General features: G+C 71.1%; 19 protein-coding genes. 9 read left to right on the top strand and 10 right to left on the bottom strand.

The window, feature by feature from the left end; genetic code table 11:
• Positions 1–25: 25 nt before the first annotated feature.
• Positions 26–214 (bottom strand): DUF5703 family protein, encoded by a 189-nt coding sequence (locus PV963_RS09365; protein ID WP_010045410.1) that lies wholly within the window; start codon positions 212–214, stop codon positions 26–28.
• Between the two features lie 47 nt (positions 215–261).
• Between PV963_RS09365 and PV963_RS09360 the strand changes: the two genes are divergently transcribed.
• On the top strand, positions 262–969 hold the full coding sequence (locus tag PV963_RS09360) for a hypothetical protein (RefSeq protein WP_274815184.1): 708 nt from the start codon (positions 262–264) through the stop codon (positions 967–969).
• A 65-nt stretch (positions 970–1,034) separates the two neighbouring features.
• Here PV963_RS09360 and PV963_RS09355 read toward each other — a convergent pair whose 3' ends face one another.
• Together PV963_RS09355 and PV963_RS09350 are read right to left on the bottom strand one after the other, a co-directional pair.
• Entirely contained in the window at positions 1,035–3,260 is a 2,226-nt protein-coding gene (locus PV963_RS09355) for an ATP-dependent DNA helicase (protein ID WP_274815183.1), read from the bottom strand.
• Complete coding sequence (locus tag PV963_RS09350) at positions 3,257–4,243, bottom strand: aldo/keto reductase (protein ID WP_274815182.1); 987 nt, start codon at positions 4,241–4,243, stop codon at positions 3,257–3,259. Before PV963_RS09350 ends, PV963_RS09355 begins: the two co-directional genes overlap by 4 nt.
• A 168-nt stretch (positions 4,244–4,411) precedes the next feature.
• Between PV963_RS09350 and PV963_RS09345 the strand changes: the two genes are divergently transcribed.
• Together PV963_RS09345 and PV963_RS09340 are read left to right on the top strand one after the other, a co-directional pair.
• The gene (locus tag PV963_RS09345; RefSeq protein WP_274815181.1) at positions 4,412–5,467 is read left to right on the top strand and encodes an LLM class F420-dependent oxidoreductase; all 1,056 of its coding nucleotides are present in this window, start codon (positions 4,412–4,414) and stop codon (positions 5,465–5,467) included.
• A gap of 233 nt (positions 5,468–5,700) precedes the next feature.
• A complete protein-coding gene (locus PV963_RS09340; protein WP_274815180.1) occupies positions 5,701–6,489 on the top strand; it encodes a ferritin-like domain-containing protein in 789 nt (262 codons plus the stop codon).
• A gap of 11 nt (positions 6,490–6,500) precedes the next feature.
• Here PV963_RS09340 and corA read toward each other — a convergent pair whose 3' ends face one another.
• Positions 6,501–7,496 carry a magnesium/cobalt transporter CorA gene (corA, locus tag PV963_RS09335; protein ID WP_274815179.1) on the bottom strand — a complete coding sequence of 332 codons (996 nt, stop codon included), beginning with the start codon at positions 7,494–7,496 and terminating at the stop codon, positions 6,501–6,503.
• Positions 7,497–7,557: 61 nt separating this feature from the next.
• On the opposite strand from corA, the gene PV963_RS09330 reads away from it, so the two are divergent.
• The 4 genes from PV963_RS09330 to mshC all read left to right on the top strand — a co-directional run bounded on the left by PV963_RS09330 (position 7,558) and on the right by mshC (position 11,031).
• Complete coding sequence (locus PV963_RS09330) at positions 7,558–8,244, top strand: histidine phosphatase family protein (RefSeq protein ID WP_274815178.1); 687 nt, start codon at positions 7,558–7,560, stop codon at positions 8,242–8,244.
• A gap of 78 nt (positions 8,245–8,322) precedes the next feature.
• On the top strand, positions 8,323–8,913 hold the full coding sequence (locus tag PV963_RS09325; protein WP_274815177.1) for a DUF3090 domain-containing protein: 591 nt from the start codon (positions 8,323–8,325) through the stop codon (positions 8,911–8,913).
• Positions 8,877–9,707, top strand: a complete 831-nt coding sequence (locus tag PV963_RS09320) for an SCO1664 family protein (RefSeq protein WP_274815176.1) — start codon at positions 8,877–8,879, stop codon at positions 9,705–9,707. The genes PV963_RS09325 and PV963_RS09320 overlap by 37 nt, the downstream gene beginning before the upstream one ends.
• A 94-nt stretch (positions 9,708–9,801) precedes the next feature.
• A complete protein-coding gene (mshC, locus tag PV963_RS09315) occupies positions 9,802–11,031 on the top strand; it encodes a cysteine--1-D-myo-inosityl 2-amino-2-deoxy-alpha-D-glucopyranoside ligase (protein ID WP_274815175.1) in 1,230 nt (409 codons plus the stop codon).
• A 725-nt stretch (positions 11,032–11,756) separates the two neighbouring features.
• Here mshC and PV963_RS09310 read toward each other — a convergent pair.
• The 6 genes from PV963_RS09310 to PV963_RS09285 form a co-directional block, all read right to left on the bottom strand.
• Positions 11,757–12,740, bottom strand: a complete 984-nt coding sequence (locus PV963_RS09310; RefSeq protein WP_274815174.1) for a PAC2 family protein — start codon at positions 12,738–12,740, stop codon at positions 11,757–11,759.
• Positions 12,741–12,897: 157 nt separating this feature from the next.
• On the bottom strand, positions 12,898–13,569 hold the full coding sequence (locus PV963_RS09305; RefSeq protein ID WP_274815173.1) for a FadR/GntR family transcriptional regulator: 672 nt from the start codon (positions 13,567–13,569) through the stop codon (positions 12,898–12,900).
• A gap of 126 nt (positions 13,570–13,695) precedes the next feature.
• Entirely contained in the window at positions 13,696–15,312 is a 1,617-nt protein-coding gene (locus PV963_RS09300; RefSeq protein ID WP_274815172.1) for a glycerol-3-phosphate dehydrogenase/oxidase, read from the bottom strand.
• A gap of 8 nt (positions 15,313–15,320) precedes the next feature.
• Complete coding sequence (gene glpK, locus PV963_RS09295; RefSeq protein WP_274815171.1) at positions 15,321–16,859, bottom strand: glycerol kinase GlpK; 1,539 nt, start codon at positions 16,857–16,859, stop codon at positions 15,321–15,323.
• An 83-nt stretch (positions 16,860–16,942) separates the two neighbouring features.
• A complete protein-coding gene (locus tag PV963_RS09290; RefSeq protein ID WP_274815170.1) occupies positions 16,943–17,737 on the bottom strand; it encodes an MIP/aquaporin family protein in 795 nt (264 codons plus the stop codon).
• A 277-nt stretch (positions 17,738–18,014) separates the two neighbouring features.
• Positions 18,015–18,788, bottom strand: coding sequence for an IclR family transcriptional regulator (locus PV963_RS09285; RefSeq protein WP_059419398.1), 774 nt, complete (start codon positions 18,786–18,788; stop codon positions 18,015–18,017).
• Between the two features lie 351 nt (positions 18,789–19,139).
• Here PV963_RS09285 and metH point away from each other — a divergent pair, with 351 nt between their 5' ends.
• Both metH and PV963_RS09275 read left to right on the top strand, forming a co-directional pair.
• Positions 19,140–22,661 (top strand): methionine synthase, encoded by a 3,522-nt coding sequence (gene metH / locus PV963_RS09280; protein WP_274815169.1) that lies wholly within the window; start codon positions 19,140–19,142, stop codon positions 22,659–22,661.
• A gap of 170 nt (positions 22,662–22,831) precedes the next feature.
• Complete coding sequence (locus PV963_RS09275; protein ID WP_274815168.1) at positions 22,832–23,533, top strand: HAD family hydrolase; 702 nt, start codon at positions 22,832–22,834, stop codon at positions 23,531–23,533.
• Positions 23,534–23,838: the final 305 nt, after the last annotated feature.

Raw genomic sequence — 23,838 nt, 5'->3', positions numbered from 1 at the left:
CCTTCTCCCAGCGCCCCGTCTCAGCTCACCACGTCGCCCGCACCTGACGGATGATCCGCCGGCGCAACCGCACCTTGCGGCTGCCGTCGCGCAGCAGGCTCAGACGGTGCAACTCCCAGTGTCCGTACTCGGCATGGTCCGTCAGCAGACGTGCCGTCTCCTTGCGGGAGACCCCGCGCGGTACGTACACGTCGACAAATTCGTATTCCGGCATCGCATCTATTGTGCGGGCTGGGGCCTGGTACGGATAGCGTCTGCACTATGTCTGATGCTGCGCAGCCCACTGCTGCCGAGGTACGCGCCGCCGCCGAGGCGGTCAAGACCGCGCTCGACCGCCACCTGGCCGCGGTCGAACGCCGGTCGGGGGAGGACGACCCGGCCGTCTACGAGGCGTTCAACCAGCTGGCCGCGGCCGCAGAGGTGTACGACGAACTGCTCTACGACCGTTACGACGAGGTCACACCCTTCGAGATCCCCGGTACGGAGGACGCGCTGCCCCCGTACACCGGGCCCGAGGAACCGAACGCGCTGAGCGTACTGATCCGCCGCGACTACGCGGTGGCGGAGCCGCAGCGGCTGCTCGCGCAGGCGCAGCGGATCGAGGCCGCCGAGGGTGAGGACGGCCCGGCCGCCTCCGGGACGATCCATGGTGCGCTAGGCCTCCTCTTCGGTGAGTTCGAACCCGATGAGATCGCCTCCCGGCACAAGGAGTTCGGGCTGGAGGAGGGCGACTCCACGCTCTGGGTGACGGCTGCGGAGGAACCGGCCGACCCCGGCGAGTGGCTGGAGGCGCCGTTCGAGCAGGTCGATCCGCAGAGTGTGGTCTGCCGCTTCGACGTCAGTGCCGTGTTCGACGACGAGATCGGCGTCGACGACGATGACGACGAAGCGGAGGACCTGGAGGACGAACTCGACACCGACCTGGACGAGGACGAGGACCTGGAGCCGCTGGACGCGGACCGCCGCTGAGCGCACACGTCAGCCACCCGACGGCGGTGGTCACGGGGCCGGCCCCGTGACCACCGCCGTCGTCGTCAGCTGCTGATCTGCGGAGCGAGCAGCACCGGGAGCCGGGTCGTCCGGGGCTTGGCCGGAACCTCGGCGACGGCCCTGGCCAACGCCTGTTCCACGCCGTGCACGACGGACAGATGGCGGTCGGCCCGCCCGAACGCCGTGTACACCCACGGCCGGCTGAGGGCCTGCGCGGCATCGCCGGGCAGCACCACGACCACCGCGGGCCACCGGCTCCCCACCGCCTGGTGCGCGGTGAGCGCCCAGCCGTGCCGCACGGACTGCTCCACCCGCTCCTTCGGCACGACGACGGCCTCGCCCTCGCACGACAGGTGCAGCCCCTCGGCATCCGCCTTCACCACGCGGCCCGGCAGCGCACGGCCCGGCACGGGGGAGTAGACGATCCGGTCACCGGGGTCGAAGCCGCCGAAGCGGCCCGGGCCCGGGTTGAGCCGCTCCTTCAACGCGGCGTTGAGCGCACGCGTGCCGACGGCGCCGCCGTGCCCCGGTGTGATCACCTGCGTCTCCTCGGCCGGCACGCCGATCGCCCGCGGCACCGAGTCCACGACGAGCTGTACCGTCCGGTGCACGGCCTCGCCCGCGTCCCGCACGGGCACGATCACGACCTCCTTGCCGGGAGCCTCGACCTGGTTCAGCTCGCCGATGCCGATACCGGAGACCAGCTCGCCCAGCGGCCCGGGATCCGGCCGCCGCGAGGCGACCTGCGGGCAGATCCGCGCCGCGAGCAGATCCGCGAACACCCGACCCGGACCCACCGACCACAGCACCCCGGGGTCCCCGGCCAGCACCAGCCGCGCCCCGTCCGGCAGCGACTCCGTCAGCAGTGCGGCCGTCTCGACATCCAGCTGCGGCGCGTCGAGCACGACGAGCAGATCGAGATCCAGCGCCCCGTCGGCATCCCGGCCGGGTCCTTCGGCCCCGGAGAGCAGTCCGGCGACGGTGGCGACGGGCCCGTGGGCGCCGACGGACCGAGCGTCGGCGGACGGGGTGCCGGGCCCGGTCTCGGTCTCGGATCGTTGCAGCAGGGCCGCGAAGCGGGTGCGGCCGATCGGGCCGTGGGTGGCGGCCCAGGCGCGCAGGCCGAGGGTGTGCGCGGCGGTCAGCAGTGCCGCGGGCTCGGCCAGGGAGGCCTCGCCGCCGGTGTGCAGGACCAGGCCATGAGAGGCGACCGCCCGGAGCAGCTCACCCGTCGACCCCTGGGCAGCGGCGGCGACCCGCTCCCAGTCCTCGGCCGAACCGTCCTGCTTGGGCACCGAGTTCACCAGCCGGGCCAGACCGTCGGCCAGGCTCTCCTCCGCGAGCGCGTACCGCTCCAGCCCGACCAGGACACGGACCGGACGCTCCTCGTCCTCCTCCGTGCCCTCCTCCTCGGTCCGGGCCGGCGCGGCACCGGTGTCCTCCAGGGCGTCCTGGAAGACCAGGGCATCACCCTCCGCGATCGCGTCCTGCACGGCGCTGTCGGGGGCCGGCACACCCCGCTGGGCCAGGGCCGCGAGGAGCGCCGGCATCTCCAGGGCGGTGTGCCCGGCCAGCGCCGCCTGCTCCAGGAGCCAGACGGTGACGGCCCGGCCCCGCCGCTCGTCGTCCGGACCGCACTCGGCGCCGAGCAGGGCCAGCGCGAACCCGTCGGCCTGCTCGGGCCGCACGCCGGCGATCCGCAGCAACTGCCAGGGATCCGCGCGCAGCAACTCGTCCGCGCCCTCGCCGAGTGCCGCGGCCACCTGCGGCGCGAGCACCTCGGGGGCACCGCCCTCGCCGAGCACCTGCCGTACGGCCTGCACCGCCGCCGGCGCGGGAGCCGCCGACGCGGCGACGGCCTCGGCCGCCATCGGCTGCGGCCGTCGTACCGGCTCCGGGGCGGAGCGCCGGGGGGCGGGCTCGGGTTCTTCGAACACCGTGGCGACCGGCTTCTCGCCGCTCTCCACGGCCCGCACGGCCGCGAGCAGATCGGCGGCCTTGCCGCTCAGCTTGGTGCCGGCCTCGATCGGCGCCTTCTTCTCGGCCTTGCGCTGCTCGATACGCTCCCGCACGGCCCGCTGGGCCCGCAGCTCGGCCTCGGCCTCGGACACCTCACCGGCACCGGCTGCTTCCCTCTCGGTGCCCTCGGCTTCGGAGACTTCACCGGCACCGGCCGCATCCCCCTCGGTCCCGTCGGTCCCCTCGGTCTGCGCACCACCGGTCGGCGTCCCCGGCTCGGCGTCCTCCGTGGTCTCCGGCTCCGTGCTCACAGCGTGCTCCAGTCGTGATCGGGATAGCGGTGCACAGGCGCCGACACGTCGTCGAGCGCCCGGCAGATCTCGTCAGGAAGACTAAGGGTCTCCACTGACAATGCCGCCGTGAGCTGCTGCGCGTTGCGCGCGCCGACGATGGGCGCGGCCACCCCCGGCCGGTCGCGGACCCAGGCCAGCGCCACCTGCAGCGGCGTCACCGCGAGCCCGTCGGCCGCGGTCGTCACGGCGTCCACGATGCGCCTCGCCGTGTCGTCCAGGTACGGCGCGACGAACGGCGCGAGGTGCTCCGAGGCACCGCGCGAGTCCGGCGGCGTCGTGTCGCCCCGGTACTTGCCCGTCAGCACCCCGCGCCCCAGCGGCGAGGAGGGCAGCAGCCCGATGCCCAGGTCCAGCGCGGCCGGCAGCACCTCGCGCTCGATGCCCCGCTGGAGCAGCGAGTACTCCAGTTGCGTGGCCGCCAGCCGGGTCCGGGTGCCGGGGGCCGCCAGCTGCCAGGTGGCGGCCTTGGCCAGCTGCCAGCCGCAGAAGTTGGAGACGGCGGCGTAGCGCGCCCGGCCGCTGGCGACCGCGAGGTCGAGGGCCTGGAGGGTCTCCTCCAGCGGGGTGTCCGGGTCGAAGGAGTGCACGTGCCACAGGTCGACGTAGTCGGTGCCGAGCCGGGCGAGCGAGGCGTCCAGCGCGGAGAGCAGATGGCCGCGGGAGGTGTCGAAGCGGCGGTCGGGGTCCGGCACGCTGCCGGCCTTGGTCGACACGACCAGGTCCCGGCGGGGCACCAGGCCGTCCATGAGCCTGCCGAGCAGGTACTCGGCCTCTCCGTCGCCGTACACGTCCGCGGTGTCGACGAGGGTCCCGCCCGCTTCCCAGAACGTCTTCATCAGGTCCGCGGCGTCGTGCTCGTCGGTGTCCCGTCCCCAGGTCAGGGTGCCGAGCCCGATCCGGGACACACGCAGGCCGGTGCGGCCGAGATGCCTCTGCTCCATGAACGCCGAGATTACTGGCCAGAACCTTCCGTGTGGGGGGCTGTGGACGGCCGATTTCCGGCGCCCGGCCGCGGATTGTCCGGCACGGCTGCCCGCGGCTGGGCCCTCGCACAGCCGCACGCTAAGGTCTCCGCACGTGCACGTTACTGATCGGTAAGGGGATTCGGCATGCAGCTCGGTATCAACCTCGGCTACTGGGGTGCCGGAATGGACGCGGACAATCTGGCCGTCGCCCAGGAGGCCGACCGGCTCGGATACGCCGTCTGCTGGGCCGCCGAGGCCTACGGCTCCGACGCCGCCACCGTACTGACCTGGGTCGCCGCCCAGACCGAACGTATCGACGTCGGCTCCGCCATCTTCCAGATCCCGGCCCGCCAGCCCGCGATGACCGCCATGACGGCGGCCACCCTCGACTCCCTCTCCGGCGGCCGCTTCCGCCTCGGCCTCGGCGTCTCCGGCCCGCAGGTCTCCGAAGGCTGGTACGGCGTCAAGTTCGACAAGCCGCTGGCACGCACGCGTGAGTACGTCGAGATCGTCCGCAAGGCCATGACGCGCGAGCGCCTGTCCTACGAGGGTGAGCACTGGACGCTGCCCCTGCCCGGCGGCCCGGGCAAGCCCATCAAGCTGACCGTGCACCCGCAGCGCGAGCACATCCCGCTGTACATCGCCGCGATCGGCCCGAAGAACCTGGAGCAGACCGGCGAGATCGCCGACGGGGCCCTGCTGATCTTCCCCTCCGCCGAGCACCTCGAGGACACGACGATCAAGTACCTGCGGTCCGGCCGTGAGAAGGCCGGCAAGACCCTCGACGGCTTCGACGTCTGCCCGACCCTCCCGCTCGCCGTCGGCGACGACAAGGACGTCGCCGCGCTCGCCGACACCTTCCGCCCCTACACCGCGCTGTACGTCGGCGGCATGGGCAGCCCCAAGCAGAACTTCTACAACCAGCTCGCCCAGCGCATGGGCTACGAGAAGGAGGCCGCCGAGATCCAGGGCAAGTACCTGTCCGGCGACAAGCAGGGCGCCGCGGCCGCCGTACCGCACGAGCTGATCGACAAGACCGCGCTGCTGGGGTCCGTCGACCGGATCGCGGACCGGATGAAGGCCTACGCGGAGGCCGGCGTCACCACCCTGAGCCTCGCCCCGGCGGGCTTCACGCTCGACGAGCGGCTCGCGTCCCTCCGCGCCGGCACGCAGGCCCTGGAGCGTGCCGGGCTCGCCTGACCCGGCGGAGTTGTCTGCGGCCGTGGTGGGGGCTCGGGGGTCTTCCCCGCCACGGCCGTCACGCGGAACAACGCGGCGCGCCTCCGGCGGTTACGGCATTCTCCCGTGTCCTCCGTTCGGCGGAGTTGTCCGACGCACCTGTTGCACCACCTGCCGCCCCGCACTTGACTCGTTCTTCGCGGGGTCCTGCGGAGTCACGCAGCACGCGCACGTGCGCGGGAGAGGTGCTCACGATGCTTTCGGCCAAGAGTGTGTTCCAGGAGATCCTCGCCAACGACGAGTCCTTCGCCCTGTTCTGCTCCATCGCCGCGAGCGGCGAGTCCCAGGGCGGCTGGGAGAACGCCCGTATCGCCGCGCTCGTCCCCGAAAGCGAGCGGGAACTCGCCCCCAAGATCACCCGGCACGGCGCCGACGAGGACAAGCACGGCCGGATCTTCAACGCCCTGATGAAGAAGCGCGGCCTCGACCCCGTCCCGGTCCCGCCGGAGACCGACTACACCATGCTCCTGGAGAAGAACGGCATCGGCCTCGCGCATGAGCAACTCGGGCGCGACGAGCGGCTCACGGTCCAGGACATCGTCACGTACCTCTCGCACAGCAGGGTCACCGAACAGCGCGCCTCCGAGCAGATGGAACTCCTGCGCAAGCACTTCGCCGACGACCCCGACATCGGCCGCGCGGTCAAGCAGATCTCCAACGACGAGGACAACCACCTCGCCTACTGCCACGAGGAACTGCTGCGCTTCGCCTACGCGGGCCACGGCCGGGCCATCCAGCGGACCCTGCGCGCGTGCGCGCTCGCGGAGATCCGCATCTACCGGGACGTCAGCCTCGCGGTCATGGCGCACATGGGCCGCATCCTCGGCTGGTCCCGGGCCAAGTCCGCGGTGCTCGCGGCGGGCATCCACGCGATGTACGCCTACGAACGGCTGAGCGGCTGGCGCCGGATGGTGTCGCTGAAGACGCCCGAGCGCCGCAACGCCCTCGGCGGCCCCGCGTCCGCGGCACCCGAGTTCGCCTGAGACGGCCCGGTCTACAGCCAGCCCCGGCGCTTGAACAGCCGGAACACCAGCACCTCGAGAACGGCCATCACCGCGATCAGCGCCGGATAGGACCACTCCCAGCGCAGCTCGGGCATGTGCTCGAAGTTCATGCCGTAGATCCCCGCGATCATCGTGGGGATCGCGGCCATGGCCGCCCACGCGGAGATCTTCCGCATGTCGTCGTTCTGCCGGACGCTCATCTGCGCCAGATGCGCGGAGAGGATGTCCGACACCAGCCGGTCCAGGTTCTCCACGGACTCGTTCACGCGTGTGAGGTGGTCGCTGACGTCGCGGAAGAACGGCCGGGCCCGGTCGTCCACGAACGGCACCGCCACGCCGGACGGCGCCGTGCCCGCCAGCCGGCTCATCGGCAATGCCAGCGGCCCGGTCGCCCGGCGGAACTCCAGGACCTGCCGTTTGAAGTTGTAGATCCGCGACGCGGTGTGCCGCGAGCCCTCGCCGTCCGGTGAGAAGACCTCCGCCTCCAGACCCTCCAGGTCGGCCTGCAACTCGGTCGCGACGTCCAGGTAGTGGTCGACGGCGGCGTCGGCGACCGCGTACAACACGGAGGTGGGGCCGTTGCCCAGCAGGTCCGGCTCGTGCTCCAGCCGGTGCCGTACGGCCTTGAGCGGGCCGCCCTCGCCGTGCCGTACGGTCACGACGAACGAGTCGCCCAGGAAGATCATGATCTCGCCGGCCGAGACGGTGTCGCTCTGCGGCTCGTACGTCACCGGCTTGAGCACCACGAAGAGCGAGTCGTCGTACACCTCCAGCTTGGGCCGCTGGTGGGCCTTCAGGGCGTCCTCGACGGCCAGTGGATGCAGCCCGAACTCCTGGGTCACATGGTCGAATTCGCGCTCCGTCGGCTCGTGCAGCCCGATCCACACGAAACCGCCCGCCGCACGGGCCTCACTCAGGGCGTCGGAGAAGTCCTCCGGCCCTTCCGACCGGTGTCCGTCGCGGTAGATGGCACAGTCGACGATCACGAAGAGAGTCTCCCGTCACTCGAAGGACACCGTACGCGCGCGTACGCCTACGCTGGACCGCATGCCCACGTTGATCCTGGTCCGGCACGGACGTTCCACCGCCAACACCGAGGGACTGCTCGCCGGCTGGACGCCCGGTGTCGCCCTCGACGAACGCGGCGCGGCGCAGGCCGCCGCGCTGCCCGGGCGGCTCGCCCAACTGCCCCTCGCCGAGATCGTCACCAGCCCGCTGCAGCGCTGCCAGGAGACGATCCGGCCCCTTCTCCAGGCCCGGCCGGAGCTCACCCCGCACACCGACGAGCGCATCGGCGAGTGCCACTACGGCGACTGGTCGGGGCGCAAGCTCGACGAGCTCAAGGACGAGCCCCTGATGGAGGTGGTGCAGGCGCACCCGTCCGCGGCGGCGTTCCCCGGCGGGGAGTCCATGCGGGCCATGCAGACACGCGCCGCCGAGGCCGTACGCGAGTGGAACGCGCGCGTGGAGCGCGACCACGGCGCCGACGCCGTCTACCTCATGTGCTCGCACGGCGACATCATCAAGTCGCTCGTCGCGGACGCACTCGGACTTCATCTGGACCTCTTCCAGCGGATTTCCGTTGAACCGTGTTCCATCACGGCGATCCGCTACACACGACTGCGACCGTTTCTCGTCCGACTCGGCGACACGGGGGACTTCACGTCCCTGGTGCCGCGCGAGGAACCGCCGGGCGACGAGGCCCCCGTCGGGGGTGGTGCGGGCGCACCGTGATCGTCGGCCGCAGTAGGGTGAAGCGGTCGCAGCAGTGCCGTGGTCACACGGTTCCCACGATCCCAATGGAGACAGGACGTGTCCCGTCAGGTGTTCCTCTACGACCATCCGGAGCGTTTCGTGGCCGGTACGGTCGGACTGCCCGGGCGCCGTTCGTTCTTCCTCCAGGCCACCGCCGGCTCCCGGGTGACCAGCGTGGCCCTGGAGAAGACCCAGGTCGCCGCACTCGCCGAGCGCATGGACGAACTGCTCGACGAGGTCGTACGCCGTAGCGGAGGCAGCGCCGCCGTCCCCGCCGTCGCACCGTCCGAGATCACCGACACCGCTCCGCTGGACACCCCGATCGAGGAGGAGTTCCGGGTCGGCACCATGGCGCTCGCCTGGGACGGCGAGGAGCAGCTGATGATCGTCGAGGCGCAGGCGCTCGTCGAGCTCGACGCCGACTCCGAGGAGGACCTCGCAGAGGCCGAGGAGCGGCTGCTCCAGGACGAGGAGAACGGGCCCCCGATGCTGCGGGTCCGGCTCACCGGCGCGCAGGCGAGGGCCTTCGCCAAGCGCGCCCTCGACATCGTCAACGCCGGGCGGCCGCCGTGCCCGCTGTGCAGCCTCCCGCTCGACCCGGAAGGACACGTATGTCCGCGCCAGAACGGATACCGCCGCGGAGCGTGAGTCCTCTCTCGGACGCCGCCGAACTGCTCGCCCGGGGCGAACTCACCGTGCGCGGACGCATCCGTGAGGCATCCAACGCGGCCCTGTACTGCACGGTGTCCCACGACGGCCGGGAAGCGGCCTGCATCTACAAGCCGGTCGCCGGGGAGAGGCCCCTGTGGGACTTCACCGACGGGACGCTCGCCCAGCGTGAGGTCGCCACGTACGAGGTCTCCGAGGCGACCGGCTGGGGCCTCGTCCCGCCCACCGTGCTGCGGGACGGCCCCTACGGCGAGGGCATGTGCCAGCTGTGGGTCGAGGCGGCGCCGGAGGCGGAGCTGCTCGCGCTGGTCGACGGGGAGGAACCGGAGCCGGGTTGGAAGGCGATCGGGTTCGCCGAGGTCGGCGAGGGCCGCACCGCGCTCCTCGTGCACGCGGACGACGAGCGGCTGCGCCGGCTCGCGGTGCTGGACGCCGTTGTCAACAACGCCGACCGCAAGGGCGGGCACCTGCTGCCGACCGGTGAGGGGCGGCTGTACGGGATCGACCACGGGGTCACCTTCAACGTCGAGAACAAGCTGCGGACCCTGCTGTGGGGGTGGGCGGGGGAGCCCCTCACCCAGGAGGCCGTCGACGTCCTCGAAGGCCTCAGGAAGGACCTGGCGGAGGACGGTCCCCTCACCGCCCGGCTCCAGCAGCTGATCACCGGCGCGGAGATCGACGCCACACGCGCGCGGGTCGGCGCGCTGCTCGCCTCGGGGAAGCATCCGGAGCCGAGCGGGGAGTGGCCGGCGATTCCCTGGCCACCCGTGTAGCAGCACATGCGCCGAGCAGTCGCAAGAGCGCCTTCTCGGCCGTCCGGCCCGCTCCCGTTCGTATATGGAACTTCAGTCCGGTTAGGCTCATGGCATGCATGCCTGGCCCGCTTCCGAGGTCCCCGCCCTGCCTGGTCAGGGCCGCGACCTGAGGATCCACGACACCGCGACCGGTGGTCTGGTCTCCCTCGACCCCGGTCCCGTCGCCCGTATCTACGTCTGTGGCATCACCCCGTACGACGCCACCCACATAGGACACGCGGCGACCTACAACGCGTTCGACCTCGTGCAGCGCGTGTGGCTCGACACCAAGCGGCAGGTTCACTACGTCCAGAACGTCACCGATGTCGACGACCCGCTCCTGGAGCGGGCGCAGCGCGACGGCCTCGACTGGGCCGCGCTCGCCGAGCAGGAGACGGCCCTCTTCCGTGAGGACATGACGGCCCTGCGGATGCTGCCGCCGCGGCAGTACATAGGCGCCGTCGAGGCGATACCCGGGATCGTCCCGCTCGTCGAGCGGCTGCGGGACATGGGCGCGGCGTACGAACTCGAAGGCGACGTCTACTTTTCGGTCGAGTCCGACCCGCACTTCGGCAAGGTCTCCGGGCTGGACGCCGCGGCGATGCGGCTGCTGTCCGCCGAGCGCGGCGGCGACCCGGACCGGCCGGGCAAGAAGAACCCGCTCGACCCGATGCTGTGGATGGCGGCCAGGGAGGGTGAGCCCAGCTGGGACGGCGGTTCGCTCGGACGCGGACGGCCCGGCTGGCACATCGAGTGCGTGGCCATCGCCCTCGACCACCTCGGCATGGGCTTCGACATCCAGGGCGGCGGCTCCGACCTGGCCTTCCCGCACCACGAGATGGGCGCCTCGCACGCCCAGGCCCTGACCGGCGAGTTCCCCATGGCCAAGGCCTACGTCCACGCCGGCATGGTCGCCCTCGACGGCGAGAAGATGTCCAAGTCCAAGGGCAACCTGGTCTTCGTCTCCAAGCTCCGGCGCGACGGCGTCGACCCGGCCGCCATCCGGCTCGCGCTGCTCGCCCACCACTACCGCGCCGACTGGGAGTGGACCGACCAGGTCCTCCAGGACGCCGTCGCACGGCTCGCCCGCTGGCGGGCCGCCGTGTCCCGGCCCGACGGGCCGTCGGCGGAGGCACTCGTGGAGCAGATCCGCGAGTCCCTCGCGAACGACCTGGACGCCCCGGCCGCACTCACCGCGGTCGACCGCTGGGCCGCGCTCCAGGAGCAGAACGGCGGCACGGACGAGGGCGCCCCCGGGGTGGTCTCCCGCGCGGTGGACGCGCTGCTGGGCGTAGCGCTGTAACCGACAACGGCAGGCTGTAACAGACAACAGGCAGAGGGGGCGTCTCCCGGGCGGGAGACGCCCCCTCTGGCGTGGCCGGGTGTCGGGGGGTGCCCCCGGCGGCTGTGAGGGCTCTGGGCGCGCCTCCTGCGTGCTCGTCGTCGGCTGCGGATGGGCAGCGGGGTGCTGCCGTGGGGCTCTGACAGGCTGCGAGGGGTTGTGGCGCGTCCCCCCGGGCGCCCGCTTGCCGTCGCGGACGTGGGTCGGCGGGGTGCTGCGGTGGCCGTGGCGGTCTGCGACGGCTCTGAGCGCGCCTGCTGTCTGCTCGTCGCCGACGGCATGGGTGGCGAGGTAGGTGTGATGGGGGCTTGGCAGGGGGGAGGGCTGCGTCCCCACCCGGGGCGCCCGCTCGCGGTTGCCGGCGCGGGTGACAAGGTGCGGCAGCGGAGCCCCGTCCGGCCTGCTCGTTGTTGTCGACGGCATGGTGGCAAGGTGCTGCGGTGGGGGCCCGTCAGGCGGCGAGGTCCGCGGGCGCGTCGCCCACGCGGGGCGCCCGCTCGCGGTCACCGGCCCGGCTGGCAAGGTGCGGCACTGGAACCCCGTCCGGCCTGCTCGTTGATGTCGACGGCATGGCGGCGAGGTGGCGCGGTCCGGCCCGGCAGGCCGCCAGGGGCTGCGGGCGCGTCCCCCGGCGCCCGCTCGCTGCTGCCCGGCACGGGCGGCCCCGCGGTGGGTGAGGTCGCCCTTCAGTCCTCCGACGACTCCTCGTCGTCCGTGCCCGGCTTCGGCGGCTGCGGTGGTCGTGTACGGCCGCTGGGGTTGTCCCGCAGGTACGACGTGCTGTCGCTGCCGTCCGCCGTGGCGTGGCCGCCGGAGGCGGTCGGTCCGCCGCCGTCGCGGCGCCGGAGGTAGCGCTCGAACTCGCGGGCGATCGCCTCACCGGACGCCTCCGGCAGCTCGGCGGTGTCCCGGGCCTCCTCCAGCGACTGGACGTACTCGGCGACCTCGCTGTCCTCGGCGGCCAGCTGGTCCACGCCGACCTGCCAGGCGCGCGCGTCCTCGGGCAGCTCGCCCAGCGGGATGCGCACGTCGATCAGGTCCTCCAGGCGGTTCAGGAGGGCCAGCGTGGCCTTCGGGTTCGGCGGCTGCGAGACGTAGTGCGGTACGGCTGCCCACAGGGAGACGGCCGGTACCCCCGCGTGCGTGCACGCCTCCTGGAGGACGCCGACGATGCCCGTGGGCCCCTCGTACTTGGTCTCCTCCAGGTCCATGCGGCGGGCCAGGTCCGGGTCGGACGTCGTCCCGCTGATCGGAACCGGACGGGTGTGCGGGGTGTCGCCGAGCAGGGCGCCCAGGACGACCACCAGTTCCACGCCCAGTTCGTGCGCGAAGCCGAGCAGTTCGTTGCAGAACGACCGCCATCGCATCGACGGTTCGATACCCCGGACGAGGACCAGGTCGCGCGGCTTGTCCCCGCCGACCCGGACCACCGACAACCTTGTCGTCGGCCATGTGATCTTGCGAACGCCGGCTTCCATGAACACCGTGGGGCGGTTCACCTGGAAGTCGTAGTAGTCCTCGGCGTCCAGCGCCGCGAACACCTCGCCCTTCCACTCCCTGTCCAGATGCGCGACCGCGGTGGAGGCGGCGTCGCCGGCATCGTTCCAGCCCTCGAACGCGGCCACCATGACCGGGTCGATCAGCTCGGGAACCCCCTCGAGCTCGATCACCCAGCGCCTCCTTCCGACGTGCCCTCGCGTACCCCCCAACCTTACGGCGTGCCAAGGGGGCGCCCGCAGCCCCCTTGCAGGGGGAGTGACCCCATCACTGCCCCGCGATCCACTCCTGAACACCCCGGATTCATCCGAGCTGTCCGTGAGGCCCTGGTCACAGCGTGGAGCGCAGCCACTGCTCCACGCTCGCGATGTGCACCGTCGCCCACGAGCGCGCCGCCTCGGCGTCCCGGTCCCGCAGGGCAGCGAGGATCGCCCGGTGCTCGCGCAGCGTGCGGCCCACCGCGTCCTCCTGGGTCAGGCCGCGCCAGATCCGGGCCCGGGTGGTGGGGCCCGACAACCCGTCGAGCAGCGAGCACAGCACGGAGTTCCCCGCGCTCTGCACGATGCCCCGGTGGAACTCCAGGTCGCAGGCGACGAGATCCTCCACGGACGGGTCGTCGCCGAGCTTGTCCAGCTGGGCCGTGAGCGCGTCGAGCTGCTGTTCGCTGATCCGCAGGGCCGCCATGGCCGTAGCAGCGGGCTCCAGGATGCGGCGTACGGCCAGGAACTCCAGGACCGTGTCGTCGCGGTGGAAGTCCACGACGAAGCTGAGCGCCTCCAGCAGGAGTTGCGGGTCGAGGCTGGTGACGTACGTGCCGTCGCCCTGCCGGACGTCGAGGATCCGGATGAGGGACAGCGCGCGTACGGCCTCCCGCAGGGAGTTGCGGGACAGGCCGAGGTCGGCGGCGAGTTCGCTCTCCTTGGGCAGCCGGTCGCCCGGCCGCAGCGCGCCGGAGACGATCATGCCCTTGATCTTCTCGATCGCCTCGTCGGTGACTGCCATGGCCGGCCTCCCTGTCGCTCAAGACCTCCGACGTATCAAGTCATTATGGGGGGCGGGAACGCGGGAGGGGCGGCTCCGTCGGCGTGGAGCCGCCCCTCCCGGAAACGGGATCCCCCGGGTCGGTGCCTACTTCTTGTCGAGCAGGTCCTGGACCTTGGCGCGGACGTCGTCCGTGGCCAGGCCGCGGATCGTCAGCGTCGTGCGGCGGCGCAGCACGTCGTCCTGCGTCTCGGCCCACTCGTGGTCCCGGGCCCAGACGACCTGCGCCCAGATCTCCGGGGCGTCGGGGTGGACGCGCTCGGCGAGCTCGGGGCTCTCGTTGGCCAGGCGGGCGATGTCGAAGGCGAGCGAACCGTAGTGCGTGGCCAGGTGCCTGGCGGTGTCGGCCGCCATGCGCGGGCCGGGCGCCGGGCGGTCGGTCAGCAGCCGGTGGGCGACCGCGCGCGGGTTGGCGATGCCGGGCAGCGGCAGCTTCTTCGGCAGCGAGCTGATCGGCTCGAAGTCGTCGCCCAGGGGGTGGCCCGGCAGCGCCTCCAGCTTCTTCATGATCGTCCGGCCGATGTGGCGGAAGGTGGTCCACTTGCCGCCCGCGACGGACAGCATGCCGCCCTTGCCCTCGGTCACCACCGTCTCGCGCTTGGCCTTCGCGGTGTCCCCGGGACCGCCCGGCAGCACGCGCAGCCCTGCGAAGGCGTAGGTGATGAGGTCGCGGCTCAGCTGCTGGTCGCGGACGGAGAAGGCGGCCTCGTCGAGGATCTGGGATATGTCCTTCTCGGTGACCGCGACGTCCGCCGGGTCGCCCTCGAACTCCTCGTCGGTGGTGCCGAGCAGCAGCATGTCCTCCCAGGGGAGGGCGAAGGTGATGCGGTACTTGTCGATCGGGGTCGCGAGCGCTGCCTTCCAGTGGGAGGTGCGCTTCAGGACCAGGTGCGCGCCCTTCGACAGGCGGATGGACGGCGCGGCGTTCGGGTCCTCCATCTTCCGCAGGTGGTCGACCCACGGGCCGGTCGCGTTCAGCACCAGCCGGGCGCTGACGCCGAACTCGTCGCCGGACAGCCGGTCCTTGAGCTCGGCACCGGTGACGCGGCCCTGGGTGAAGCGCAGGCCGGTCACCTCGGCGTGGTTGAGGACGACCGCGCCCGCCTCGACGGCCCCGCGGACCGTCATCAGCGCCATGCGCGCGTCGTTCATCTGGTCGTCGCCGTACACGGCCACGGCCTTGAGGTTCTCGGTGCGCAGCTCGGGCACGTCCTGCGCGGCCTTGGCCGGCGAGAGCAGGTGCCCGACGCCGTCACCGAAGGCCGACAGCGCGGAGTAGGCGAAGACGCCCGCCCCGAGCTTCGCCGCGCCGTGCGGCCCGCCCTTGTACACGGGGAGGTAGAACGTGAGCGGGTTCGCCAGGTGGGGAGCCACCTGACGGGAGACCGCACGGCGCTCGAAGTGGTTCTCCGCCACCAGCTTCACGGCCCCGGTCTGGAGGTAGCGCAGACCGCCGTGGAGCAGCTTGGAGGAGGCGGAGGAGGTGGCACCGGCGAAGTCGCCGGCGTCGACCAGAGCCACCCTGAGGCCGGACTGCGCGGCGTGCCAGGCGGTGGAGATGCCCAGGATGCCGCCGCCGATCACGAGAAGGTCGTACGACGCCTTGGCGAGCTGCTCCCTGGTCTCGGCTCGGCTCGGGTTCGAGCCGGAGGACGGGCGCGTCCCCAGGGCAGGCACGGACTTCAGGGTGGACTGAGTGGTCATGCTGTTTCTTACTCCTCGTCCTCGAGCCAGCCCATGGTCCGCTCGACGGCCTTGAGCCAGTTCTTGTACTCACGGGCGCGGGTCTCCGCGTCCATGCGGGGGGTCCACTCGGCGGCCCGGCGCCAGTTGGCGCGCAGGTCGTCGGTGCTGTTCCAGAAGCCGACGGCGAGGCCGGCGGCGTAGGCGGCGCCGAGGCAGGTGGTCTCGGCGACCATCGGGCGCACCACGGGGGCGTCCACGAAGTCGGCGAGGGTCTGCATCAGCAGGTTGTTGGAGGTCATGCCGCCGTCGACCTTCAGGGCGGCCAGCTCCACGCCGGAGTCCTTCGTCATGGCGTCGGCGATCTCGCGGGTCTGCCAGGCGGTGGCCTCCAGGACGGCACGCGCCAGGTGCGCCTTGGTGACGTACCGGGTCAGGCCGGCGATCACACCACGGGCGTCGGAGCGCCAGTACGGGGCGAACAGGCCGGAGAAGGCCGGCACGAAGTAGGCACCGCCGTTGTCCTCCACCGACAGCGCGAGCGTCTCGATCTCGGCGGCCGTGGAGATCAGGCCCATCTGGTCGCGCATCCACTGCACCAGCGAACCGGTGACGGCGATCGAGCCCTCCAGGGCGTAGACCGTGTCCTGGTCGCCGATCTTGTAGCCGACGGTCGTGAGCAGACCGCTGTACGAGTTGATGATCTTGTCGCCGGTGTTCATCACCATGAAGGTGCCGGTGCCGTAGGTCGACTTGGTCTCGCCCTCGGCGAAACAGGTCTGGCCGAACAGGGCCGCCTGCTGGTCGCCGAGCGCGGAGGCGACGGGGATGCCGCCGAGCAGGTCGCCCAGCTTGCCGCCGGTGATCTCGCCGTAGACCTCGGCGGAGGAGCGGATCTCGGGCAGGATCTGCTTCGGGACGCCGATCGACTCGCAGATCTTGTCGTCCCACTGCATGGTGTGCAGGTTCATCAGCATCGTGCGGGAGGCGTTGGTGACGTCCGTGACGTGCTTGCCGCCGTCTACGCCGCCGGTCAGGTTCCAGATGACCCAGCTGTCCATGGTGCCGAAGAGGATGTCGCCCGCCTCGGCGCGCTCCTTCAGCCCGTCGACGTTGTCGAGCAGCCAGCGGGCCTTGGGGCCGGCGAAGTAGGAGGCGAGGGGGAGGCCCGTCTCGCGGCGGAAGCGGTCCTGGCCGACGTTGCGGCCGAGCTCGCGGCACAGGGTGTCGGTGCGGGTGTCCTGCCAGACGATGGCGTTGTGGACGGGCTCACCGGTGTTCTTGTCCCACAGCACGGTCGTCTCGCGCTGGTTGGTGATGCCGATCGCCTTGATGTCGTCACGGGTGATGCCGGCCTTCTCGATGGCCCCGGCGACGACCTCCTGGACGTTGGTCCAGATCTCGGTGGCGTCGTGCTCGACCCAGCCCGGCTTCGGGAAGATCTGCTCGTGTTCCTTCTGGTCGACGGAGACGATCCGGCCGTCGCGGTCGAAGACGATGCAGCGGGAAGAGGTAGTGCCCTGGTCGATGGCGGCGATGAAGGGGCCGGCGGTGTGCGCGTCGGTCACTGTGTGCTCCTGATAATTCCGGGTTTAAGGGGCTTTACGTACGGCGCGTGCTGGAAGTTTCGCAACGAGCGCGAGGATTGCTTCTAAGCGAACGCGACGTTGTAGATGCCTGCCGCGATGGCGCCGCCGATCAGCGGACCGGCCACCGGGACCCAGGCGTAGCCCCAGTCGGAGCCGCCCTTGTTGGGCAGGGGCAGCAGGGCGTGCACGATGCGCGGACCGAGGTCACGGGCCGGGTTGATCGCGTATCCCGTAGGGCCGCCGAGGGACAGACCGATGGACACCACCACGAGCGCGGTGATCAGCGCGCCCAGCGTGCCGAGGCCGTTGCCCTTGTCGTTCAGGCCCTGGGTGAGCACGGCGAGCACCAGCACGACGGTGCCGATGACCTCCGTGGCGACGTTCTGCCAGGCGACCCGGACCTCGGGCCCGGTGGAGAAGACGCCCAGCACGGGGCCGGCGCCCTTCTCCTGGGCCTCGACGGCCTTGGCCGTGGTGGCCTGCGCGCCCGGACCGCCGACGATCTCACGGTCGGTGAGGTGGGCGTGGAACTGGCCGTAGTAGGCGATCCAGACCAGGGCGGCACCGATCATGGCGCCGAGGACCTGTCCGGCCCAGTAGACCGGGACGTTCTTCCAGTCGCCGTCCTTGATGGCGATGGCCAGGGTCACGGCCGGGTTCAGATGGGCGCCGGAGAGTGGCGCCGTGGTGTAGACCGCCGTGAGCACCGCGAAGCCCCACCCGAAGGTGATGGCGAGCCAGCCGGCGTTGCGGGCCTTGGAAGCCTTCAGCGTGACGGCGGCGCAGACTCCGCCGCCGAGGAGGATGAGTATGGCGGTACCGATGGTCTCGCCGATGAAGATGTCGGAGCTGGACACCCGCGACTCCTTTGTCCTTCGTCCAGGGGTGAAGTTCTATACCGGCCTGGCGTTGTCACACTCTAGCGCGTATTGCCGGTAGCTGTTCGACAATGTCGACCGATGGACGGGAGTCTTGCTTCGGCGTTACGAGCACGTCAAGGGCTGTGTTGTCGAAAACACGATCGTTACTGATCGCCTACTGATCGCCGTGGCCTTGTGGATCTCCAGCGGCCGGTGAGCAGGGGCATGCCGAGGACCGGGACGCCCTGCGGCGTCCCGGTCCCGTCTTGTCCCGTCAGAACCGCCCGGCGCCCAGGTCCCGCGACACCGCGCGGGCGCAGTCCCGGACCGCCGCGATCAGCTCGGGGCGCAGCGCTCGCTCTTCGTCGGACCGGCACAGCCGCTCCACGGCGCCGGTGATGCCGACCGCGCCGACCGGCATGCGCCGCCGGTCGTGGATGGGCGCGGCGAGGGAGGCGACGCCCTCCCAGGTCTCCTCGACGTCCGCCGCGTAACCACGCGCGCGTGTGACGTCGAGGATGTGCTCGAAGGCCTCCGGCTCGCACACGGTCCGGTCGGTGAACGCCTTGCGGTCGGCCTCCAGGGCCTCGCTGTGCGCCACCGGGTCGTAGGCGGAGAGCACCTTGCCCAGCGCCGTGGAGTGCAGCGGCTGCATGGCCCCGATCTCCAGGACCTGCCGGCTGTCGTCGGGCCGGAAGACGTGGTGCACGATCAGTACGCCCTGCTGGTGCAGGACGCCCAGGTAGACGCTCTCGCCGCTGGACCGGGCCAGGTCGTCGGCCCATACCAGGGCGCGCGCCCGCAGTTCGTGCACATCGAGGTAGGTGGTGCCCAGGCGCAGCAGCTCCGCGCCGAGCTGGTACCGCCCGGAGGCGTCGTCCTGCTCCACGAAGCCCTCCTGCTGGAGGGTGCGCAGTATGCCGTGGGCGGTGCCCTTGGCCAGGCCCAGCGACGAGGCGATGTCCGACAGGCCGAGCCGCCGCTCGCCGCCCGCGAGCAGCCGCAGCATCGCGGCCGCCCGTTCGAGCGACTGGATGTTCCGTGCCATCGCCGTACTGCCTCCGTCCCCTTCGACCGCCGACCAGCGGCGCCCGCAGCCCTTGTTCGGCAATGTCGAACACTACCGGTCGTTGCCGACCTCTCGCTAATGGCGGGTCGCCATTTGTTGCGCCGGCGGGTCGCCCTGTGGTGCACCGGCGCCGCGCCGGGGCGCGTCACAGGTGGCTCATCAGTTGCACAACGGCCGTTCGGGACGCCAGGCGCGTCCGCCCCGTGGACGCCCTGCCCATCCGGGCCGCCTCCCGGTTAGGCTGGCGCCGTGCGCCTTTTTCCCGGATGCCCTCCGCGTGTCCGGGCAGCCGCATAGCCGACAGCCGTCGCACTTGAGGGAGCCCTTTACATGGCCTCGTTGCCACCGACCCCTTCCGCAGACAGCCGGACCCGTGTGTCCGCCCTCCGAGAGGCCCTGGCCACCCGTGTGGTCGTGGCCGACGGGGCCATGGGCACCATGCTCCAGGCGCAGGACCCGACGCTCGAGGACTTCGAGAATCTCGAAGGCTGTAACGAGATCCTCAACCTGACCCGGCCGGACATCGTCCGTTCCGTCCACGACGCGTACTTCGCGGTCGGCGTCGACTGCGTCGAGACCAACACCTTCGGCGCCAACCACACGGCCGCGGTGGAGTACGAGATCTCCGACCGGGTGCACGAGCTGTCCGAGGCCGGTGCCCGGATCGCCCGCGAGGTGGCCGACGAGTACGCCGCCCGGGACGGCCGGCCACGCTGGGTGCTCGGCTCGATCGGCCCCGGCACCAAGCTGCCCACGCTCGGCCACGTCGCCTACGGCACCATCCGCGACGGCTACCAGGCCAACGCCGAGGGCCTGCTCGCCGGCGGCGCGGACGCGCTGCTCGTGGAGACCACGCAGGATCTGCTCCAGACGAAGGCCTCCATTCTCGGCGCCCGCCGGGCCATGGAGGCCACCGGCGTCGAGGTGCCCCTGCTGTGCTCGATGGCCTTCGAGACCACCGGCACGATGCTGCTGGGCTCCGAGATCGGCGCGGCGCTGACCGCCCTGGAGCCCCTCGGCATCGACATGATCGGTCTGAACTGCTCCACCGGCCCGGCCGAGATGAGCGAGCACCTGCGCTATCTGACGCGCCACTCGCGCATCCCGCTGCTGTGCATGCCGAACGCCGGCCTGCCGATCCTCACCAAGGACGGCGCTCACTTCCCGCTCGATCCCGAGGGCCTGGCCGACGCCCAGCAGAACTTCGTCCGGGACTACGGCCTCTCCCTGGTCGGCGGCTGCTGCGGCACCACCCCCGAGCACCTGCGCCAGCTCGTCGAGCGCGTCCGGGACGTCACCCCGACCGAGCGCAGCCCGCAGCCCGAGCCGGGTGCGGCGTCGCTGTACCAGTCGGTGCCGTTCCGGCAGGACACCGCGTACCTGGCGATCGGTGAGCGGACGAACGCCAACGGTTCGAAGAAGTTCCGTGAGGCCATGCTGGAGGGCCGCTGGGACGACTGTGTGGAGATGGCCCGGGAGCAGATCCGTGAGGGCGCGCACATGCTGGACCTGTGCGTGGACTACGTCGGCCGGGACGGTGTGGCCGACATGGAGGAACTGGCCGGCCGCTTCGCCACGGCTTCCACGCTGCCGATCGTGCTGGACTCCACCGAGGTCGAGGTGATCCGGGCCGGTCTGGAAAAGCTCGGCGGCCGCGCGGTGATCAACTCGGTGAACTACGAGGACGGTGACGGTCCGGAGTCCCGTTTCGCCAAGGTCACGCAGCTGGCCAGGGAGCACGGTGCCGCGCTGATCGCGCTGACCATCGACGAGGAGGGCCAGGCCCGCACCGCGGAGAAGAAGGTCGAGATCGCCGAGCGGCTGATCGAGGACCTGACCGGGAACTGGGGCATCCACGAGGAGGACATCCTCGTCGACTGCCTGACCTTCACCATCTGCACGGGCCAGGAGGAGTCCCGGGGCGACGGGATCGCCACCATCGAGGGCATCCGTGAGCTGAAGCGGCGCCACCCGCGTGTGCAGACCACGCTGGGCCTGTCGAACATCTCCTTCGGCCTCAACCCGGCCGCCCGCATGCTGCTGAACTCGGTCTTCCTGGACGAGTGTGTGAAGGCGGGCCTGGACTCGGCGATCGTGCACGCGTCGAAGATTTTGCCGATCGCCCGTTTCAGCGAGGAGGAGGTCCAGACGGCTCTGGACCTGATCTACGACCGGCGCGCCGAGGGTTATGACCCGCTGCAGAAGCTGATGCAGCTGTTCGAGGGCGCCACGGCCAAGTCGCTGAAGGCCGGCAAGGCCGAGGAGCTGGCCGCGCTGCCGCTGGACGAGCGGTTGAAGCGGCGCATCATCGACGGTGAGCGCAACGGCCTGGAGGCCGATCTGGACGAGGCGCTCGAGTCCCGCCCGGCCCTGGACATCGTCAACGAGACGCTGCTGGAGGGTATGAAGGTCGTCGGTGAGCTGTTCGGTTCCGGGCAGATGCAGTTGCCGTTCGTGCTCCAGTCGGCCGAGGTGATGAAGACGGCCGTGGCCCATCTCGAACCGCACATGGAGAAGGTCGAGGGCGACGAGGCCGGCAAGGGCACGATCGTGCTGGCCACGGTGCGCGGTGACGTGCACGACATCGGCAAGAACCTGGTCGACATCATCCTGACCAACAACGGCTACAACGTCGTCAACCTCGGCATCAAGCAGCCGGTCTCGGCGATCCTGGAGGCCGCCGAGGAGCACAGGGCCGATGTGATCGGCATGTCTGGGCTGCTGGTCAAGTCCACGGTGATCATGAAGGAGAACCTGGAGGAGCTGAACCAGCGCGACCTGGCGGCGAAGTACCCGGTCATCCTGGGCGGCGCGGCCCTGACCCGCGCCTACGTCGAGCAGGACCTGCACGAGATCTACCAGGGCGAGGTCCGCTACGCCCGCGACGCCTTCGAGGGCCTGCGCCTGATGGACGCCCTGATCGGCGTCAAGCGCGGCGTGCCCGGCGCGAAGCTGCCCGAGCTGAAGCAGCGCCGCGTGCGGGCCACCGCCCCGGCCGCCGTCGAGGAGCGCCCCGAGGAGGGGCACGTCCGCTCCGACGTCGCCACCGACAACCCCGTGCCCGAGCCGCCCTTCCGCGGCACCCGCGTGATCAAGGGCATCCAGCTCAGGGAGTACGCGAGCTGGCTCGACGAGGGCGCCCTGTTCAAGGGCCAGTGGGGCCTCAAGCAGGCCCGCACCGGCGAGGGCCCGTCGTACGAGGAACTGGTCGAGACCGAGGGCCGGCCCCGGCTGCGCGGGCTGCTGGACAAGCTCCAGACGGAGAACCTGCTGGAGGCGGCCGTGGTCTATGGCTACTTCCCGTGCGTCTCCAAGGACGACGACCTGATCATCCTGGACGAGCAGGGCAACGAGCGCACCCGCTTCACCTTCCCGCGCCAGCGCCGCGGCCGGCGCCTGTGCCTGGCCGACTTCTTCCGCCCGGAGGAGTCCGGTGAGACGGACGTCGTGGGCCTCCAGGTCGTCACCGTCGGCTCGCGCATCGGCGAGGAGACCGCGCGTCTGTTCGAGGCCAACGCCTACCGCGAGTACCTCGAACTGCACGGCCTGTCGGTGCAGTTGGCCGAGGCGCTCGCCGAGTACTGGCACGCGCGCGTGCGCTCCGAACTCGGCTTCGCCGGCGAGGACCCGGACGAGATGCAGGGCATGTTCGAGCTGAAGTACCGGGGCGCCCGCTTCTCCCTCGGCTACGGCGCCTGCCCCAACCTGGAGGACCGGGCGAAGATCGCCGACCTGCTCCAGCCGGAGCGCATCGGCGTCCACCTGTCCGAGGAGTTCCAGCTGCACCCCGAGCAGTCCACGGACGCCATCGTGATCCACCACCCGGAGGCGAAGTACTTCAACGCCCGCTGAGCCGCCCCACCGGGCACACGCCACAGCGGCCCCCGGCGTACGCACGGTGTGCCCGGGGGCACACCGGCTAAACGAGGCACTTCCTCCGCGCACGACGTAGACTGGTCGGTCCACTGCAGGCCGGTTCCCACGTGGGAACCGGCCTGATCGTCCCTCAAGGAGGTAGGTGGATGACCAGTACGGTCCCCGCGCTCGGCACCCGTACGGCCGAAGGCTCGGCCCTACAGGCCGTGCTCCTCGACATGGACGGCACCCTGGTGGACACGGAGGGTTTCTGGTGGGACGTCGAGGTCGAGGTCTTCGCCTCCCTCGGCCACATGCTCGACGAGTCCTGGCGCCATGTCGTGGTCGGCGGTCCCATGACCCGCAGCGCGGGCTTCCTGATCGAGGCCACCGGCGCGGACATCACCCTCGACGAGCTCACGGTGCTCCTGAACGACGGCTTCGAGGACCGCATCGGCCGCGCCCTGCCGCTGATGCCCGGCGCCGGCCGGCTGCTGGCCGAGCTGTACGAGTACGAGATCCCCACGGCCCTGGTCTCCGCCTCGCACCGGCGCATCATCGACCGGGTCCTGACCTCCCTGGGCGCGCACCACTTCGCCCTGACGGTGGCCGGCGACGAGGTGCCGCGCACGAAGCCCCACCCCGACCCGTACCTGGCGGCCGCCGCCGGCCTCGGCGCCGAACCCGCCCGGTGCGCCGTCATCGAGGACACGGCGACCGGAGTCGCCGCCGCCGAGGCCGCGGGCTGCCGGGTCGTGGCGGTGCCCTCCGTGGCCCCCATCGCCCCGGCCCTGAGGCGTACGGTCGTCACCTCTCTCGAAGAGGTCGACCTGACATTTCTGCACGGCCTGATGACGGAAATGCGCTAGGTGTTCACCCAGCGTGCAGCGGTGTTAGGGCGGTAATTCCGAAGGTGAATTCGAACTCCCCGGAGGACCGAATTCCCGTACCTTCGAACCCGTTTACGGGTGTGACGTTCCCCACGTAGTCCGGGGTCGACACCAAGTCGAGCGTGTGCTGCGCACCCCCTCCGGGGGGCCTTCGGCGTGCCTTTGTGTCCCGATTGATGGAACGCTGCACCAAAGCTTCTGCTGTCGGGTTTTCGGTGTGTCCGCGCCTGGTTCCGTAGCGTGATGGGTGCTCAACTCCGGTGGCGGCGAACCCTCCTGCCGGC

It is taken from the genome of Streptomyces coeruleorubidus, assembly GCF_028885415.1.
Taxonomy (GTDB): Bacteria; Actinomycetota; Actinomycetes; order Streptomycetales; family Streptomycetaceae; genus Streptomyces; species Streptomyces coeruleorubidus_A.
This window is presented reverse-complemented; position numbering and strand designations above follow the sequence as displayed.